At 33.8% G+C, this 19,409-nt stretch carries 14 protein-coding genes; 10 read left to right on the forward strand and 4 right to left on the reverse strand.

Annotation, left to right across the window (positions count from 1 at the left end; genetic code table 11):
• Positions 1–2: 2 nt before the first annotated feature.
• The 4 genes from DMB68_RS05570 to DMB68_RS05585 all read right to left on the reverse strand — a co-directional run bounded on the left by DMB68_RS05570 (position 3) and on the right by DMB68_RS05585 (position 6,330).
• Positions 3–3,356, reverse strand: a complete 3,354-nt coding sequence (locus DMB68_RS05570; RefSeq protein WP_110345639.1) for a SusC/RagA family TonB-linked outer membrane protein — start codon at positions 3,354–3,356, stop codon at positions 3–5.
• A 12-nt stretch (positions 3,357–3,368) separates the two neighbouring features.
• Positions 3,369–4,472 (reverse strand): FecR family protein, encoded by a 1,104-nt coding sequence (locus tag DMB68_RS05575; protein ID WP_110345640.1) that lies wholly within the window; start codon positions 4,470–4,472, stop codon positions 3,369–3,371.
• A gap of 66 nt (positions 4,473–4,538) precedes the next feature.
• Positions 4,539–5,138: an RNA polymerase sigma-70 factor gene (locus DMB68_RS05580; RefSeq protein WP_110345641.1), complete on the reverse strand. Its 600-nt coding sequence runs from the start codon at positions 5,136–5,138 to the stop codon at positions 4,539–4,541.
• 151 nt (positions 5,139–5,289) lie between these two features.
• Positions 5,290–6,330 carry a GntR family transcriptional regulator gene (locus tag DMB68_RS05585; protein ID WP_110345642.1) on the reverse strand — a complete coding sequence of 347 codons (1,041 nt, stop codon included), beginning with the start codon at positions 6,328–6,330 and terminating at the stop codon, positions 5,290–5,292.
• 288 nt (positions 6,331–6,618) lie between these two features.
• On the opposite strand from DMB68_RS05585, the gene rhaT reads away from it, so the two are divergent.
• From rhaT to uxuA, 10 genes are all read left to right on the forward strand, one after another.
• Complete coding sequence (rhaT, locus tag DMB68_RS05590) at positions 6,619–7,689, forward strand: L-rhamnose/proton symporter RhaT (protein ID WP_110345643.1); 1,071 nt, start codon at positions 6,619–6,621, stop codon at positions 7,687–7,689.
• Between the two features lie 24 nt (positions 7,690–7,713).
• Complete coding sequence (locus DMB68_RS05595) at positions 7,714–9,855, forward strand: bifunctional aldolase/short-chain dehydrogenase (protein WP_110345644.1); 2,142 nt, start codon at positions 7,714–7,716, stop codon at positions 9,853–9,855.
• Between the two features lie 218 nt (positions 9,856–10,073).
• Positions 10,074–11,348: a TIM barrel protein gene (locus DMB68_RS05600; RefSeq protein WP_110345645.1), complete on the forward strand. Its 1,275-nt coding sequence runs from the start codon at positions 10,074–10,076 to the stop codon at positions 11,346–11,348.
• A 107-nt stretch (positions 11,349–11,455) separates the two neighbouring features.
• Positions 11,456–12,817 carry an FGGY-family carbohydrate kinase gene (locus DMB68_RS05605; protein WP_110345646.1) on the forward strand — a complete coding sequence of 454 codons (1,362 nt, stop codon included), beginning with the start codon at positions 11,456–11,458 and terminating at the stop codon, positions 12,815–12,817.
• 96 nt (positions 12,818–12,913) lie between these two features.
• Complete coding sequence (locus DMB68_RS05610; RefSeq protein ID WP_110345647.1) at positions 12,914–13,654, forward strand: (Fe-S)-binding protein; 741 nt, start codon at positions 12,914–12,916, stop codon at positions 13,652–13,654.
• A 176-nt stretch (positions 13,655–13,830) separates the two neighbouring features.
• Positions 13,831–15,201, forward strand: coding sequence for a glycoside hydrolase family 28 protein (locus DMB68_RS05615; RefSeq protein WP_110345648.1), 1,371 nt, complete (start codon positions 13,831–13,833; stop codon positions 15,199–15,201).
• Positions 15,202–15,241: 40 nt separating this feature from the next.
• On the forward strand, positions 15,242–16,642 hold the full coding sequence (locus DMB68_RS05620) for a lactate utilization protein B (protein ID WP_110345649.1): 1,401 nt from the start codon (positions 15,242–15,244) through the stop codon (positions 16,640–16,642).
• A complete protein-coding gene (locus tag DMB68_RS05625; RefSeq protein WP_110345650.1) occupies positions 16,635–17,222 on the forward strand; it encodes a LutC/YkgG family protein in 588 nt (195 codons plus the stop codon). The genes DMB68_RS05620 and DMB68_RS05625 overlap by 8 nt, the downstream gene beginning before the upstream one ends.
• A 21-nt stretch (positions 17,223–17,243) precedes the next feature.
• Positions 17,244–18,062 carry an SDR family oxidoreductase gene (locus tag DMB68_RS05630; RefSeq protein WP_110345651.1) on the forward strand — a complete coding sequence of 273 codons (819 nt, stop codon included), beginning with the start codon at positions 17,244–17,246 and terminating at the stop codon, positions 18,060–18,062.
• A gap of 27 nt (positions 18,063–18,089) precedes the next feature.
• Positions 18,090–19,244 (forward strand): mannonate dehydratase, encoded by a 1,155-nt coding sequence (gene uxuA, locus DMB68_RS05635; RefSeq protein WP_196783695.1) that lies wholly within the window; start codon positions 18,090–18,092, stop codon positions 19,242–19,244.
• Positions 19,245–19,409 lie beyond the last annotated feature (165 nt).

Raw genomic sequence — 19,409 nt, forward strand, 5'->3', positions numbered from 1 at the left:
TTTTAAAATTTAGTGTTAATACCGCACGAAATAGTTCTGGCTTGCGGATAAGTGTAGCTGAATTCTCTAATGCCATTGATTCCTGACGGGCTTTTTTCTCTATACCAATACAATGCATTTGAAATATTTGCAAAGACAGTCAAGTTATCCAGAAAAGTATTTTTTACAGGAACATTATAACTTAAGTTAATGTTACTGATTTTGATATAGGTAGCATCATAAATATTCCTGTCTAAATTAGGCAGTAATGTAGTATTACCAGGTGCAGGCTGAGAAACAACATCTCCCTGTTTTCTCCAATAGTCAAAAGCATTTACAGACATATTTCGGTTAGAAGTAGTTTGATATTTCGAAATAATCTGGTCAGAAACTAATTTATCTCCACCCCATTGAAAAGCCCCTGTTATACCTAATGTAATACTGTTGTTTAGTGAAAAACTATTATTAAAACCTCCAAAAGCTTTAGGCTGTGAGTCGCCAATCGGTTCCCAATCTACAGCCGTAAAAGTTCTGTTGTAGGCTGCCGCATCATAAATTTGGCCTCCCTTGTTTATTAAATCTCTTCCAGTTGCAGGATCAACTCCAGCCCACCTAGCACCCCATATTGTGGTGGTGCTGTAACCAATTTTTTGAGCAAGAGCAATTGACGATATAGAATAATCGCTTCCTAATCCTACCAAATCAGTTACTTTACTGTTTACAGTTGATACGTTAAACGCAGTTGTCCATTTAAATTTGCCTTTTCGTAACCATTTGATTCGAGTACTCAATTCAAAACCTTTATTATACATACTTGCTGCATTTAGCTGTACAGATCCATAACCGGTTTCTATCGGAATATCTCTACCTGTAATTAAATCACTTAGATCATCATAATAATATTCTAATGTTAATTCAATAACATTAAAAACATTAAAATCTACACCGGCATTAAATTTTTTATTTTTTTCCCATTTTAAATTACCATTAGGAGCATCGGTCGGAATTGCATATTCGCCACCATTGTAGCCATTTTCCAAAATATTGTAAAGTCCCTTAGACCTATATGATCCAATTCTTGAATTACCTGTAGAACCATAACTTACTTTTAGTTTTAGAAAATCAATCCAGGAACTTGATTTTAAAAAGCCTTCATTGCTTGCTATCCAGGCCAGACCTGCACCACTGTTTAAGGCAACATTTGTATCGTTTCCAAAAACGGAACTTTCATCACGTCTAATATTTCCTAAGAAATAATATTTTTTCTTATAATTATAATTGATTTGAGTAAAGAAGGAAACTCTCGAATTATAATTAATATCACTTTCAAAAGCTTGTCTTGCTTTGGATTCATCGACTAAAGGAGTTAAAGGGTCGTCATCCTGAATTGCATCCCCGATATCGTTAATTACATTTGGATTCGTAAAACCTCTGGCCGATGAATAGTTAAAATTGGTTCTTTCTTCAGAAAGTTCAGATCCAATGACACCATCTATAGCATTGTTTTGATTGATTTGTTTATTAAATAATGCTTGTCCCTGCCAGTTCCATTTGCTTGAATTTCGTTCATTGATCACACGTCTTCCCCAAGCCGGATAAATATTTCCTTCGTAAGTAAAAGAGCCATTAGCCTGGCCACTTTCATTTTCAGCAGAAAAATAACGATCCTGAGTTTTATCTTTATAATCAATACCAAATAAAGTCGAAAATTTGATGTTTTTATTTAGTTCATATCCCAAACTCAAACTTCCTAATATCCCATATGAATCGGTTACATTTTTATTTTGCTCAATTGCAGCCAGAGGATTTCCGCCAGTTATACCATTTAATCCCACTTTAGAGTAAGTACCGTCTTCATTATATGGTGAAAGATTGGGTAAATAAGCAAAATCATAATAAATGTTTGGAGCATCTTTTTTGATGTAACTAGGATTAAGGGATAGATTTATATCCCATTTTGAAGCTCTGAATCCTAAATTTATTCCACCATTTAATTGTTTTGTTGTATTGCCCAATTGAGGTTCATCGATATTTAAGTACGTTAAATTTGTATTGTAAGAAAATTTTGAAGTAGATCCTGAAACGCTAAAATTATATTTGTTGTAAATTCCGGAATTATTTAATAAATCAAACCAATTTGTGTTAATACCGTTATAAGGGACCATGACATGATTTGCAGTTGTGTTTTTTAAATAATCATTTCTAAGTTCAGCATATTGAGCACCGCTTAAATATTTTATTTGATTAATAGCAGTAGACGTTCCAAGTTGATTAGAAAAACTAAATTTAGTTTTTCCTTTTTTTCCTTTTTTAGTTGTAATTAAGATTACTCCATTTGACCCATCTGCACCATATAAACCTACTGCGGCAGCGTCTTTCAATACGGTAAAACTTTCAATATTATCCGGAGAGATTCTTGCCAGAGGGTTTGATAACGTTTCACCGTCAGCTCCAACTCCAGTAAAGAAACCATTGTCAATACCAGTTTCTTCAGTCATAATTATACCATCAATAATAATCAGAGGCTGTGATGATGTACTTATAAGATTTCCATTTAAAGGTTTTAAAGTTCCTTGCCCGCGAATATTTATTTTTACCGGACCTCCAACACCTGAAGTGTTTTCAATTAACACTCCTGCAACCTGACCTTCCAGCATTTTGTCTATACTTTCAGATGCCTGCTGAACTGGAATATCTTTAGCGGTTATAGTAGAAATACTTCCTACAATTTCCTCTTTTAGCTTTTGGGTTCCGTATGATGATGTAATAATTACAGGGTTTAATTCATCTACAGCTTCTTCCATATAAAAAGTGAAATTAGTTTTGCTGTCTACTTTTTGAATTTGAGTTACCATTCCTAAATGCTCAACCTGAAGTATAACTTCGCTTATGTTTTTTTCGCTTAACTGATAAATGAATCTTCCGTCAAAGTCAGTTATAGCACCTCTTCCTGTACCTTTTACTAATATTGAAGCTCCCGGAAGAGGCGATTTATCTTTTGCACTCAATACAATTCCTTTGATTGTTCTTTCTGTTTCTTCTGAACTATCTGTTGAAGGAGGAGCAGAGCTTGTTAATAAAACCTGCTTTTTCTGAATATAAAATGAAATGTTTTTGCCTTTAAATAATTGCTTTAAAGCAGTTTCCAACGAAACATTTTTCACATTGATACTGGCCTTTTGATCCGTATCAATTTTTTTTGCATTATAAATAATCCTAAAATCACTTTGATCTTCAATAGACTTGATAATCAAACTGATGGGCTCATTGTTTATATGTAATGTAATCGATTTGTTTTGTGAAAAACCTTTTAAACCGGATAATATAATGGCTAAGAAAAATAAAATTTTTCTTGAAAATTGTACAGTAAGTTTCATATTGCTAAGTGGTTACGGAATATTGGTAATGATAATCGTGTTTTGCTTAATAGTGTAATCAAAAGGGGTGTCACGTTTTAGAAGTTCTAAAATGTTTTCGACGCTTGATTCACTAATTTTAATTGTTCCGGTGAAAGTCTGTCTGGCTAAATCCGAATTTTCATTAATAATTTCAACGTCGTAGCTACGCTGAATTATTTTTACAATAGTTGAAAATGGAGTATCCTTAAATGTGAGTTCGCCTTTTGTCCAGGCTGAATAGAAAGCAGGATCAACAGATTTTGTTGTAATTTTTTTCGAATTGTTTTGCCAGACTGCCATCTGATTTGGTTTTAGCAAAACAGCATTCGATGGATTTTCTTTGTCATACATCTGAATGCTTCCTTCAACCAAAACACTATTTACAGTGGAGGTTTCAGGATAAGCATTTACGTTAAACTTCGTTCCCAAAACTTCAATATCAACCTGATTGGCGTTTACTATAAAAGGATGTTCTTTGTCTTTGGCAACTTCAAAAAAGGCTTCTCCGGTTAAATAAACAGTCCTTTTTCCGCTAATTCCAAATTGTTCCGGATAGCGAATGGTAGTTCCTGAATTTAAATTCACAACAGTTCCGTCTGAAAGTATAAGTTTAAATGTTTTACCATAAGGAACTTTAAGAGAATTGTATACAATTACATCATTTTCAGCTTTTCCAAAATATACAATTTGATTAGCAAACTTTTTAGCTACTAATTGGCCTTTCTCGTTTACTAAATTTCTCTGATTGTTTTTTGTGATAATTTCTGTTCGTCCATCTCCTAACTCAAGAACAATTTCTTTAGAATGTTTTCTTTTATGATTAAAATTTAAAGCAATTTTTCCTAATCCAAAAAGAAATAAAAGCACAGCAGCATATTTTAAATACTTTACAGCTTTATTTTTTGGTTTAATTTTAATTACCGGAGCATTGTCTTTTGAAATACCTTCAGAAAGAGAAGTTATTGCCCAGGCTTTTTTTAAGGTTATAAAATGCTTTTTATTTTCTTCAGAAGCTTCAATCCATTCAAAAAGAGTTTGAATTTCCTGTTCTGAGGCTTCGTTAGCTAAATATTTATAAATTATTTCTGATGGCATATTTGAGTTTTTTATGACTTCTTAAAGTAAGTACACTTCAAAAGTTAAAAACCCTATTTTTATTTCTTAATTATTGAAAATAAGAATAAATAATGCAAACATATAATCAGATAACCTGATTTTTAAAAATTTCAGAGCCTTTGTCATGTGGGCTTCAACGGCTTTTAGGGTAACCTGCATTTCTTCTGCAATTTCTGCATTTTTTTTATTTTCAAAACGCTTTTTTATAAAAACTTCACGGGTTTTTGGAGGTAAATCGTTGATTGATTCATTAATTATCCGTTCTAATTCGGTCAATTCTAATGTGTCAAACTGAATCGAATTTAAGATTTCGATATCAAGTTCTCTTTCTTTATGATTCAATAAATCGTTTTTGAATTTGTCCTTAACTTTATTATGTCGAATAAGGTTTAGACATTTCGATTTGGCGTAGGTGTATAAAAAAGATTGTATTCCGTTTAAGGAGTCAATATTTTCCCTGTTTTGCCATAAATTGATAAAAGCTTCCTGAGCCAGGTTTTCAGCTTCTTCCTGATCATAAACAAACTGAATGCTAAAAGAGGTAATTCTACGGAAATATTTATCATAGAAATAGGTAAACGCAGCTTCTTCTCCTTTTTTAAAAGATTCAAAAGTTTCGGATTCAAAGCTTGCATTAATATTCATCTATAATATATTGACTCTGGTAAAGGAATCACAATAATTTGTTATCCTAAAGTGGTATTAGTTCAGTAGTCGGGACAAAGATAAAATATTATTTATATTAATTCTAAATAAAAAATTAAGATTTAAAAAATTAACATTTGACTCATTATAATCATATAGAATTTCTGTCAATAAAATTAAAAGGGACTTTTACTTCTCCTTTTTCTTTGTTTAAAATCATTCGGGCAGCAATTTCTCCCATTACATTAAAGTCGGTTGACATAACTGTTATTCCCAATAAATCTTTTAGAGGTGTATCATTATAAGAGATTACCCCAATGTCCTGACCTAAAATATATTCTTCGTCTCTTATTTGTTTGACCAAATTCACGAGATCAGATTCTTCAATGGTGATAAATAAATCGCCTTTTTTCAAAATCATGTCATCATAAACTTCACTCAGAATTTCAAAGTTAATTTCATGTTCTACACAAAATTTTCTGAAACCATGCAAAATTCTTCTCGGATAAGGATAAACTGCTTTTTCCGGATATACTAAAATAAGTCTTTTGTATTTGTTTATTTTGTTAAGTCCCTCTTTTAAGGCATTATAAATATCATTTTCAAAATCCTGATATATTTTGATTACCTCGCTTCCTAAGCCGATTTTTATGTTATCCATAATTACCAGTTTATCCTGTGGTATTTGTTGGATTGCTTTTGCAACTTCATCTGTAAAACTCAAATGTTTTAATTCATCAGTTTTAAAGTGTGTTGTGATTACATAATAATCATAAGCGCCTTCAAATTTATCCAGCAGGTTTAGAAACAAAGTTTCATCGCAATGGTAAATATGTAAATCTACATGTGCATTTGCTCCTAAAGTATTAATAAAGGAGCTGTAGGTTTTCATTTTATAAGCACTCAGTTTATTAAATAAAAACAAAATATTGACTTTAGATTCTAATTTTGTTCTGGTAATATAGTATCCTTTTCCTCGTATTGAAGAAATAATTTTACGTTCTTTTAAAATATTATAAGCTTTCTCAACAGTATCCCTTGACATATAAAACTCCTCACTGAAATTGTTTATCGATGGGATCTTTTGGTTTATTTTCAGGTTACCATTAGCAATATTCTGTAGAATAGAATCTACAATTTGCTTGTACTTAGGTACTCTTGAATCTTCATCTATTTTAATTAACTTAATCATGGTTGGTATAGTAAAGTTTCTCTTAAATGTTAAGAGACGGGATTATAAATTGCATAATATGTAATATTTTTCTTCAAAAAGACCTGAAAAATATTAATTACGCATGCGTTCGCTAAAATATGAATTTTAAATTTAAAAAACCACGATATATCCAATCTTATCGCAATAATTTATGATTTAAAGTAAATATAAATTAGGGAAAGGACAGTACAGGATAGTTTTCTTTTTTACATTCTATTATTTTACAAAACCAAAATTAACTATCACTAAACCACAAAAAATAAATAAATGGAATCATTATTAGGAATCATTTTTCACTCCATTGGAGGATTTTCTTCAGGCAGTTTTTATATGCCTTTTAAAAAAGTTAAAGATTGGGCATGGGAAAGCTACTGGCTTGTTGGAGGTTTTTTCTCATGGCTAATTGTTCCGCCAATTGCTGCTTATTTAACGATTCCGAACTTTACTGAAATCATTACTACAGCAGCTCCGTCAGTTAAAGCGTTAGCGTACACAATGGGGTTAATTTGGGGTATTGGTGGATTGACTTACGGATTAGGTGTTCGTTATTTGGGAATGTCATTAGGTAATTCAATTACTTTAGGATTTTGTTCTGCTTTTGGAGCCTTGATTCCGCCGATCTATTATAATTTCAATGCAGTTGAAGGAAAAGAATCAATTAGTGATATGTTTGCTAACTCAGGCGGACAAATGGTTTTGTTTGGTGTTCTTGTATGTATTATAGGTATTGCTATTTTAGGTAAAGCCGGAATATTAAAAGAAAAAGATTTTCAAACCGGCCATGAAGACAAAGACAAAGATTTTAGTCTGGTAAAAGGCTTGATCATTGCGATAGTTTCAGGTATTTTAAGTTCGTTTTTTAATTTCGGAATAGAAGCTGCAAAACCAATGGCTGATGTCGCGAATGAATCCTGGAAAGCATTGCATCCAAATCAGGGCGAATTTCTGTTTCAAAATAATGTAAGCTACATTATTATTCTTTGGGGCGGATTAACAACCAATTTTATATGGTGTATTTATCTGAATTTCAAAAACAAAACTTTTGGTAATTACACAGATACAAAAACACCAATTTCAAAAAATGTACTTTTTTCTGCTATTGCAGGTACAATGTGGTTTCTTCAGTTTTTCTTTTACGGAATGGGAGAAAGCAAATTAGGAAACGGAGCAAGTTCATGGATTTTACATATGTCAACCATCATTCTTACCGCAAACTTTTGGGGCTTTTATCTGAAAGAGTGGAAAGGTGTTACTAAAAAAACCTTCAATACTTTTCTGTTAGGGATTGTACTTATGTTTCTATCCATTGTTTTGGTCGGAATCGGAAATTCATTATAAATAATAATAAACTATCAATACAAAATGTCAAATATAAACACAAACAGTATGACTTTTCAGCATGTAAGCTATCTTTGGGATGATGCTAAAGCTGCAGCATTAGCAGGAGATGAAGTAGCTCTTTTTATCTATCGTTCTAATTTATTAGGAGCAGATTTAAGACTTACTAATTATGGAGGAGGAAACACTTCAGTAAAAATTACAGATAAAGACCCATTGACAGGCGCAAGCTCAGAGGTAATGTGGATTAAAGGTTCTGGTGGAGATATCGGAACATTGACAAAATCAGGTTGTGCTGCTTTATATTTAGACAGATTACGCAATCTTGAAAACGTATACAGAGGTATTGAGTTTGAAGATGAGATGGTGGAGTTGTTCAATCACTGTATTTTTGATTTAGCTTCAAAAGCACCTTCTATTGATACACCTTTACACGGTTTCTTACCGTTTAAACATATCGATCACTTGCATCCTGATGCTGCTATTGCTATTGCAGCAGCAAAAGACGGAGCAAAAATCACAGAAGAATTATTTGATGGAGAAATCGGTTGGGTAGGATGGCAGCGTCCAGGTTTCGACTTAGGGCTTCAGTTAAGAAGCTGTCTGGAAGAAGCGGAGAAAAAAGGAAAAAAATTACGCGGTATTATGTTAGGTTCTCATGGTTTGTTTACATGGGGAGATACTGCTTATGAAAGTTATATCAACACACTTGAAGTAATCGAAAAGTGTGCTGACTATTTAGAAAGTAATTACGGAAAAAAACGTCCGGTTTTTGGAGGTAAAAAAATTGACAGCCTTCCGGAAGCTGACCGTAAATTAAAAGCGGCAAAAGTGGCTCCGATTTTAAGAGGTTTCTGTTCTTCAGAGCGTCAGATGATTGGTCATTATACAGATGATGCAAGAGTTTTGGAATTCATTAATTCTAATGATTTGTCAAAATTAGCTCCGTTAGGAACGTCTTGCCCGGATCACTTTTTACGTACGAAAATCAGCCCTTTGGTTTTAGAATTAGATCCAAACGAAGATTTATCAGATGTAGCTGCAATCAAAGCAAAATTAACTCCTGCTTTTGAAGCTTACAGAGCAATGTACAAAGACTATTACAATGCTTGTAAAAAGTCTAATTCACCTGCAATGCGTGACCCGAATCCAGTTGTAATTTTATATCCTGGAGTAGGTATGTTTACGTTTGCCAAAGATAAAACGATGGCTCGTTTAGCATCAGAATATTATGTGAATGCAGTAAACGTAATGAAAGGTGCAGAAGCTGTTTCAGAATATACTTCATTGCCTCACCAGGAAGCTTTTGATATTGAATACTGGTTGTTGGAAGAGGCAAAATTACAGCGTATGCCAAAACCAAAAGCACTTTCAGGAAGAGTAGCATTAGTTACCGGTTCTGCTGGTGGAATTGGTAAAGCTATCGCTAAGAGATTTGCTGAAGAAGGGGCTTGTGTTGTAATCAACGATATCAACGAAGAGCGTTTAGAAGGTGCAAAAGCAGAATTCATCAAATCATTCGGTAAAGATGCTGTTTCAAGTACTTTATTAAATGTTACTGACGAAGTAAGTACAGAAAAAGCATTGGATGCTGCTTGTTTAGCATTTGGTGGAGCTGATATTATCATCAACAATGCGGGTATCAGTATTTCAAAATCAATTGCAGAACACACTCTTGAAGAGTGGGACAGATTATATGATATCTTGGTAAAAGGACAATTTATTGTTTCTAAAGCCGGAATCGAAGTAATGCGTAAACAAGGTTTTGGTGGAGACATCGTAAACATTGTTTCTAAAAATGCAGTGGTAGCAGGTCCAAATAATCCTGGTTACGGTTCTGCAAAAGCAGCTCAGGCACATTTAACACGTTTGATGGCTGCGGAGTTGGGTGCTGATAAAATTCGTGTAAACACAGTGAACCCTGATGCTGTTATATCAGATTCTAATATCTGGTCTGGAGGATGGGCTGAAGGCCGTGCAAAAGCTTACGGAATTACCGTTGCTGAATTGCCTGCTTACTACGCGAAACGTACCTTATTAAATGAAATTATATTGCCTGATGATATTGCAAACGCATGTTTTGCATTCGTGGGAGGCCTGTTAAACAAATCAACAGGAAATGCCCTGAATGTAGACGGTGGAGTAACAATGGGCTTTTACCGATAAGTTGTTTAGTTTTTTTTAAGTTTATTTAACAAAGTGGTTTTTGTTTTCTAACGTTCGATTTCGGTCGGACGTTAGATTTTTTATGACAATTCTATTTTATAAATAATTTTCCTAAACACACAGAAAATAAAGAAAAAACAAGAAAAAAGTAACATAAAACAAGGGTTCACTTTGCAGAAATAGCCTTATATTGTAGACCCTAATAAAAAGAAATAAGTATGATAATCCAATCAAACACTATCGCATCTCATAATGATGGTTTATTAAAAAAACATCAGAATAAATTAGTTTATACAGCTTCAGAAATTGCAGAAAGTGAAGCTATCATCCAAAAGTTGATCGATTTTCAAATTGCAATTCCATCATGGGCTTTAGGAACTGGAGGAACAAGATTTGGGCGTTTTCCGGGTGGTGGAGAACCTCGTTCTATCGAAGAAAAAATTGAAGATGTAGGTTTGCTTCACGCTTTAAACAATGCTTCAGGAGCTATTTCTTTACACATTCCATGGGATATTCCAACAGATCATGCTGCTATCAAAAACCTGGCAGCACAGCATAATTTAAAATTTGATGCTGTTAACTCAAACACTTTTCAGGATCAGGCAAGTGCAGAGCAGACTTATAAATTTGGTTCTTTGCAAAATGTAAACAAAGCTGTTCGTAAACAAGCTGTGGCTCATAATATTGAAGTAATTCAACAGGGAATCGCTTTAGGTTCTGAGTCTTTAACGGTTTGGCTGGCTGATGGTTCTTCTTTCCCGGGACAATTAAATTTCAGAAAAGCATACCAGAATACATTAGAAAGTTTAGAAGAAATCTACGATGCATTGCCTTCAAACTGGAAATTGTTCTTAGAATATAAATGTGCAGAACCAAATTTCTATTCAACAACAGTAGCAGATTGGGGACAATCTTATTCTTATGTGAAAAAATTAGGTGACAAAGCACAAACTTTGGTTGATTTAGGTCACCATTTACCAAATGCTAATATCGAGCAAATCGTTTCTTTATTATTGATGGAAAATAAATTAGGAGGTTTCCATTTTAATGATTCAAAATACGGGGATGATGATTTAACTGCAGGAGCTTTAAAACCTTACCAGTTGTTCTTAATTTTCAACGAATTGGTTGAAGGAATGGACGCTCGCGGAATGAATCATGCTAAAGATTTAGGCTGGATGATTGATGCTTCTCACAATATCAAAGATCCTTTAGAAGACTTACTACAGTCTGTTGAGGCGATTATGATTGCTTATGCACAGGCTCTTTCTGTTGACAGAAAAGCATTAGAAATCGCTCAGGAAGAAAATGATGTTGTAAAAGCACAGGAAATTCTTCAAAATGCTTTCCGTACAGATGTTCGCGCATTAGTTGCTGAGGCTCGCTTACGTTCAGGAGCAGCTTTAAACCCGGTAGAATTATATCGTTCTCTTGCGGTTAGAAATAACTTAATTGGAGAAAGAGGATTAAAAACGATGGCCACAGGATTGTAATTATAAGTTATGAATTATGAGTTATAAGCTAAATGACTCAGCTAAACTCATAATTCTGTAATTCAAATATTTATAATTTATAATTCACAATTTACAATTAAAAAGAAATGAACGTAGTTGCAATTTTTGATATTGGTAAAACCAACAAAAAGGTATTTTTATTTGATGAAAATTATAAAATCGTTTGGGAAAAATCAGTAAATCTGGACGAAACCGTTGATGAAGACGGTTTTCCATGCGAAAATATTGATGTACTAAAAGAGTGGATTCTTGAGCGATTATCAGAAATAAAAGAACTGAACAACTATGTTCTGAAAGCTATAAATTTCAGTACTTACGGGGCTAGTTTTGTTTATATTGATGAAGAGGGCAATTCATTGACACCTTTATACAACTATCTAAAAGATTATCCGGAAGAACTGAAAAATGGTTTTTACAAAAAATATAAAGGAGAAGAAGTTTTTGCAGTAAAAACAGCTTCTCCTGTTTTAGGAAGTCTGAATTCCGGAATGCAGATTTACAGGCTAAAAGAAGAAAAACCGGAATTATTTGAGAAAGTAAAATATTGTCTGCATCTGCCTCAATATCTAAGTTTTCTTTTAACTGGTGAAGCTTACACTGATATTACAAGCATTGGATGCCATACAAATCTTTGGAATTTTAAAAAGATAAAGTACCACAAATGGTTAAAAAATGAAGGTATAAAAGAAAAACTTCCACCGATTCATCCCGGAAGAGATGTCATAAAAAAAGAAAATGATTTAGCGGTAGGGATTGGTTTACATGACAGTTCATCTGCCATTATTCCGTATACCATCAATTTTACAGAACCGTTTGTTTTATTGTCAACCGGAACCTGGAGTATTTCTTTGAATCCTTTTAATAATAAGGCCTTAACGTTTGAAGAACTTAAAAATGACTGTTTGTGTTACATGCAGTATACTGAAAAACCGGTAAAAGCAGCACGTTTATTTTCAGGAAACGAACACGAAGTACAAGCAAAAAGACTGGCAGAACATTTTAAAGTGCCGTTTGATTCTTTTAAAGAGGTTTATTTTGATAAAAAAATAGTATCGAATTTAAGAGCAGTAAATTTTCAAATTGTTTACCCGAAAAAATACGATTTTGATATTCTGAATGAATGTCCGTTTCAAAAAAGAGATCTTTCGGTATTCAAAACTTACGAAATTGCCTATCATCAGTTGATGCTGGATCTCGTTGAACAGCAGGTTTTTTCAACTAATTTAGTGATTCATAACAGCCCTGTAAAGAAGATTTTTGTGGATGGAGGATTTAGTAAAAATTCAATTTTCATGAACTTACTGGCAGAAGCTTTCCCGGATGTAGAAGTTTATGCTGCTTCAATGGCTCAGGCAAGTGCTTTAGGCGCTGCATTAGCGATTCATCAAAACTGGAATCCTAAACCGATTCAGAATGATTTAATTGATTTGAAATTTTATAAACACTGATTTTAAATCAAATTTGTAAATAAAATACGGAACACATAGCACATCGATTTAAATTATAAACTATGTTTTTATGTGTTTAAAATAATTATCCAGAATATGAAAGTTGGACTTTTTATACCTTGCTATGTTGACCAATTTTACCCAAAAGTAGGAATTGCAACCTATGAGTTACTAATAAAACTAGGATGCGATGTTCGTTTTCCTATGAAACAAACTTGTTGCGGGCAGCCTATGGCTAATAGCGGTTATCAGCATTTAACGAAAGGCTGTGACGCCAATTTTATAGCTAATTTTTCAGAATTTGATTATATCGTTTGCCCGTCAGGAAGTTGTGTTTTACATGTAAAAGACCATTTGCATGATGAAAAACAAGAAGATTTGGCTGCAGCAATGCGCAAAAAAGTTTTTGAACTGACAGAATTTATTACCGATGTTTTGAAAGTAGATCACATCGAAGGAAATTTTCCGCACAAGGTAGGAATGCATGTAAGCTGCCACGGACAACGGGGACTTAAGCTTTCGCAGATGACCGAATTAAATGCTCCTTTCTTTTCAAAACCGGAACAATTACTAAGCAATATAAAAGGTTTGGATTTGGTTGCATTAACCAGAAAAGACGAATGTTGTGGTTTTGGAGGTACTTTCTGCGTTACCGAAGAAGCAGTTTCTGTTAAAATGGGTCAGGACCGAATCAGAGATCATGAAAAACACGATGTTGATTATATAACTGGTGGTGACATGTCTTGCTTAATGCATTTGGAAGGAATTCTGAAAAGACAAAAAAGTAATATAAAGACAATTCATATTGCTGAGATATTGAATTCTGGAATAAAATAGTTTAATAAAATGCGCTAAAATTTAAACACATAGACACATAGTTTTCTTTTTTTAATTAAGATTAAAATAAATGACATATCATTTACACATAGCTATGTGTTTTTTAGCAAAGTGAAACGCCTTTTTTTAGAGCTTTAAAAATCTATGTCTCTATGTGTTAAATTAAAAATGTACTAATGAAAAAACTAACGACCGGTTTTGTATTAATCCTTTCACTTATTTTTTTATCGTTTAAAAAAGATCCGTCTTTGGTAACTTTAACAGAAATATTGGTAAAAGCACCTTTTGAAATGCCGGCTATAAAAATCCCGGATTTCAGCAAATGCAAAAAATATTCGATAGTTGATTTTGGAGCAGCCCAGGGTGATAAAAATAAAACTTCAGAAGCGATAAATAAAGCAATTTCCAAAGCTAATAAAGCTGGAGGAGGAATTGTCGTAATACCGCAAGGAGAATGGCTAACAAAGAAATTCCACTTTAAAAGCAATGTAAACCTTCATTTAAATAAAGGAGCTGTTTTACTTTTCTCTGAAGATCCAAATGATTATTTACCTGCAGTTAGCTCAACATGGGAAGGATACGAATGTTTCAATTATTCGCCATTAGTTTATGCTTATAAATGTAAAAATATTGCCATTACAGGTGAAGGCGAACTGAAAGCTAAAATGGACATCTGGAAACAATGGTTTACCCGTCCAAAATCACATATGGAAAGCCTCAAGAAATTGTACAATCTGGCTTCGTACAACAAACCGATGAAAGAAAGACAAATGGCAAATGACAGTGCACGTTTTCGTCCACATTTCATTCAGTTCAACCGTTGTGAAAATATTTTGATGGATGGTGTTTCTATTACAAACAGTCCTTTTTGGACGATTCATCCTTTTTTGTCTAAAGATGTAGTCCTTAGAAATTTAAAAGTATATGCACACGGACATAACAATGACGGAGTTGATCCTGAAATGAGTCAGAATGTACTTATTGAAAACTGTGTTTTTGATCAGGGAGATGATGCCATTGCAATAAAATCAGGTTGTGGGAAAAATGCATGGGTATTGGATACACCTTCAAAAAACATTGTTATTCGTAATTGTACCGTAAAAAATGGTCATCAGTTAGTCGCTATTGGAAGTGAACTTTCAGGCGGAATAGAAAATGTATTTATTGATAATTGTACGGTTGTGGATGGTGCAAAACTAAATCATCTTCTTTTCATAAAAACAAACGAACGCAGAGGCGGATATGTTAATAATATTTACATGAGTAATATTATTTCAGGTAAAATTGATGCAGGAATTCTTGGTATCGATACCGATGTTTTATATCAATGGCGTACTTTAGTTCCCACAATCGAACGCAGGCTTACGCCAATAAAAAACGTATATCTGGAGAATATAAAAGCAACGAATGTGAAATTTATTTCGAAAATTTCAGGTCAGAAAGAACTTCCTGTTGAGAATATATTTCTAAAGAATGTGAGTGCTGATGCTGTTCCGGAAAATCAAAATATTCATGAAAATGTTTTGAATTTTGTAAATAAAAATTGATTCTAAATTTACCAACAGGTTTATTTTAAACTATTAAAAAATGTCTTCAAAAAAAACAATACCACATAGCGAAGCCTCAACACGTTTTAATAAAGATGTAGAACGAGTTAACTGGCATGATGAAACACTTTGGTTTGTTCGTGAAAAACGAGATAGGTCTGCGCATCAAATTCCGGATTGGGAATTGCTCAGGGAAACAGCTTCACAAATTAAAAATAATGTACTTTCTAATATTCATGATTATTTAGTTGAATTTGAGACAAACGCTCAAAAAAACGGAATAATAGTTCATTGGGCAGCCGACTCAAAAGAGCATAATGAAATTGTACATTCTATAATGGCAAAAAATAATGTTAAGCAAATGGTGAAATCCAAATCCATGCTTACTGAAGAATGCCATCTGAATGATTATCTGGCCGAAAAAGGAATTGAAGTAATCGATTCTGACTTGGGAGAATTTATTGTTCAGCTTCGTAAAGAACCGCCAAGTCATATCGTTTTACCCGCTATTCACCTTAAAAAGGAAGATGTAAGTGAAACTTTTCATGAACATTTAGGTACGGAAAAAGGAAATTTTAATCCTCAATATTTAACCGAGTCTGCACGTCAGACTTTAAGAGATACTTTCCTAACACGTAAAGTAGCTTTAACAGGAGTTAATTTTGCCGTTGCAGAAACCGGTGAATTTGTAGTTTGTACCAACGAAGGAAATGCAGATATGGGCGCTCATCTTGCAGATGTTCACATTGCGTGCATGGGATTTGAAAAACTGATTCCGCAACGCAAACATTTAGGTGTTTTTCTTAGATTATTGGCAAGAAGTGCTACGGGACAGCCGATTACTACTTTTTCAAGTCATTTTAAAAAACCAAGAGAAGGTCAGGAGATGCATATCGTTATTGTGGACAACGGAAGAAGTACTCAATTAGGAAGAGAAGATTTTAGAAATTCTCTAAAATGTATTCGCTGTGGTGCTTGTATGAACACTTGCCCCGTTTACAGAAGAAGCGGGGGACACAGTTATCACAATGCGGTGGCAGGACCAATTGGCTCAATTTTAGCTCCTAATTTAGATATGAGCAAAAATGCAGATTTGCCTTTTGCGAGTACACTTTGTGGCTCCTGTACCAACGTTTGTCCCGTAAAAATTGATATTCACGATCAATTATACAAGTGGCGTCAGGTATTGGTTAAGGAAGGGCATACACCTGCTGCAAAAACAGTCGCAATGAAAACGATGGCGACGGTTTTGGCAAATCCGACAATTTTTAATATTGCAGGAAAATCAGGCAGGTTTGTGATGAAAAATATTCCCGCGATGGTGAATAATAAGATGAATAAATGGTACGATCAGCGTGAAATGCCGGCTGTTCCCGAAGAATCATTCAGAGAATGGTACAAGAAAAATTCACGTGAATCTAAAGCTAAGGATAATGAGTAGTAAAGCCGAAATATTACAGAAAATAAAACAGAATCAGCCGTCTAACATTACAAATTTACCGGACCTTGATGTTATAAGTTCTGAAAATCCGAATGTTTTGGAAACGTATAAAACCGTTTTGAAAAACATTGGAGGAGAAAGTGTTGAAGTAGCTAATTACAATGAAATTTTAGATTTTATCAGAAATAATTACGCGCTTGACAGAAGAATTATTACTACTATTCCTGAACTTTCTGAAGTTGCAGCATTAGATTGGAAAAACGATGATCCGCATACACTTCAGAATGTTGAATTGGCTATTGTAAGCGCCCATTTTGGTGTTGCTGAAAACAGCGCACTTTGGGTTACGGATGATATATTAGGTCAGCGTGTAGCCCCTTTTATTGCTCAATATTTAGCAATTATTGTGAATAAAAGTGACATATTGGCAACGATGCATCAGGCTTACAAGAGAATTGGAAATTTGGAGTATGGTTTTGCAACTTTTATTGCAGGACCTTCAAAAACAGCCGATATCGAACAATCTTTAGTGTTGGGCGCACACGGAGCAAGAGGATTAATTGTATTTTTACTGGATTAAAAAAAATTAAAAGATAAAAAATTGAAAACAGATTTTGAGTTAAACGGAAAAGTAATAATTGTTACCGGTGCAACCGGAATATTAGGTGAAGCTTTTATCAACGGAATTGCAGCTGCAGGTGGAATTGTAGGTGTTTTGGGAAGAAACGAAAAAGTAGCTAACGAAAGAGCTGATTTAATTATAAAAAATGGAGGAGAGGCAATTGCTTTAATTGCTGATGTAACGATTGAAAGTGATTTGATTAAAGCACGTGATTTGGTTCTTTCAAAATACGGAAAAATTGATGGTTTAGTAAACGCTGCCGGAGGAAACATGCCGGATGCTGTAATTCAGTCAGATCAGGATATTTTTAAATTAAACATGGATGCTTTACAAAAAGTGATGAATCTGAATTTATTCGGAACACTTTTGCCTACACAAATTTTTGGTGAGGTTATCAAAAATAATGAAAGTATAGGAAGTATCGTAAATATTTCATCTGTAGCAACAGAACAGGCTATCACAAAAGTTCTAGGATACAGTCTGGCGAAATCAGCTATTGACTCTTATACAAAATGGTTTTCTGTGGAATTGGCAAAAAGATATGGAGATAAAATCAGAATGAATTCAATCGTTCCTGGTTTTTTTCTAACAGAACAAAACCGTACTTTATTAACGAACCCTGATGGAAGTTTAACAGAAAGAGGCAATTTAATCATAGCAAACACACCTTATAAACGTTTTGGAAATCCTGATGAGTTAATAGGAGCTTTAGTTTGGTTGCTAAGTGATGCTTCAAAATTTGCGACAGGTTCAAAAGTGACTATCGATGGTGGATTTACAATCTTTAGTGGTGTATAATTTTTAAGATAAGAAAGTATGAATAGAATGATACAAACCTGGAGATGGTTCGGACCAAATGATCCAGTAAGTTTACAGCACATAAAACAAACCGGTGCTACCGGAATTGTAACAGCCCTGCACCACGTTCCTCACGGAGATGTATGGACTGTGGAAGAAATTAATAAAAGAAAAGCGGAAGTTGAAGCATACGGTCTGACATGGGATGTTGTTGAAAGTATTACGGTTCATGAAGACATTAAAACAAAAACCGGCGATTATCAGCTTTACATTGACAAATACAAAGAAAGTATTCGTAATGTAGCTGCTTGTGGAATCAAAATTATTACGTATAATTTCATGCCGGTAAATGACTGGACAAGAACGCAGCTGGATTACGTAATGCCGGACGGTTCTGAGGCTTTGTATTTTAACTGGGTGGATCTCGCGATTTTTGACATTTATATTTTAAAAAGAGAAAATGCAGAAAGTAGTTTTCCTGCAAATATTGCAGCTAAAGCAAAAGAGCGCTTTAATACCTTAAATGAAGAGCAATTACAAGCACTTTCAGATGTTGTAATGTTTGGAATCCCAGGAGAAAAAAAGATGACTGTTGCCGATATGCAGGCAAAGTTAAAACCTTATAAAAACATTGACAGAGCAGCTTTAAGAGAAAATCTGAGCTACTTCCTGAATGAAATTTGCCCTGTAGCAGATGAAGTTGGAGTAAAACTGGCGATTCATCCGGATGATCCTCCTTTTGATATTTTAGGATTGCCGCGTATTGTAAATTCAATGGAAGATTATGATTTTATTCTTTCAAAAGCGCCTTATAAATCAAACGGAATTTGTTTCTGTACCGGTTCTCTTGGAGCTTCAGAAAAGAATGATTTACCGCAAATAGTAAAAGCTCTTGGCGATAAAATACATTTTATTCACTTGAGAAATGTTCGCAGGGACGAAGAAGGAAATTTTTTCGAAGCCGATCACTTAGACGGAAATGTGGATATGTATGCAGTGGTAAAAGAATTATTGCTAATACAAAAAGATAATAATCTTTCGATTCCGTTCCGTCCTGATCATGGTCACCAAATGCTGGATGATTTAGGAAAAGTGAACAATCCGGGTTATTCTGCAATTGGAAGATTAAGAGGTTTAGCCGAATTAAGAGGGCTTGAAGAAGGTATTATTCGGTCATTGTAATATTATAATATAAGTAAATTAAAGGTTGTCAGGGTTTTGTTCTGGCAACTTTTTTTTTGCACTTATATCTTGTGGAAATATAAAATTATTGTCAGAATTTATTTGTGTATTTCTTTTTAAAGTCTATTTTTGAAAAAAAATTCTTACTTAATATTTTAGCAAATA

This window comes from Flavobacterium hydrophilum (assembly GCF_003202405.1).
Lineage (GTDB): Bacteria > Bacteroidota > Bacteroidia > Flavobacteriales > Flavobacteriaceae > Flavobacterium > Flavobacterium hydrophilum.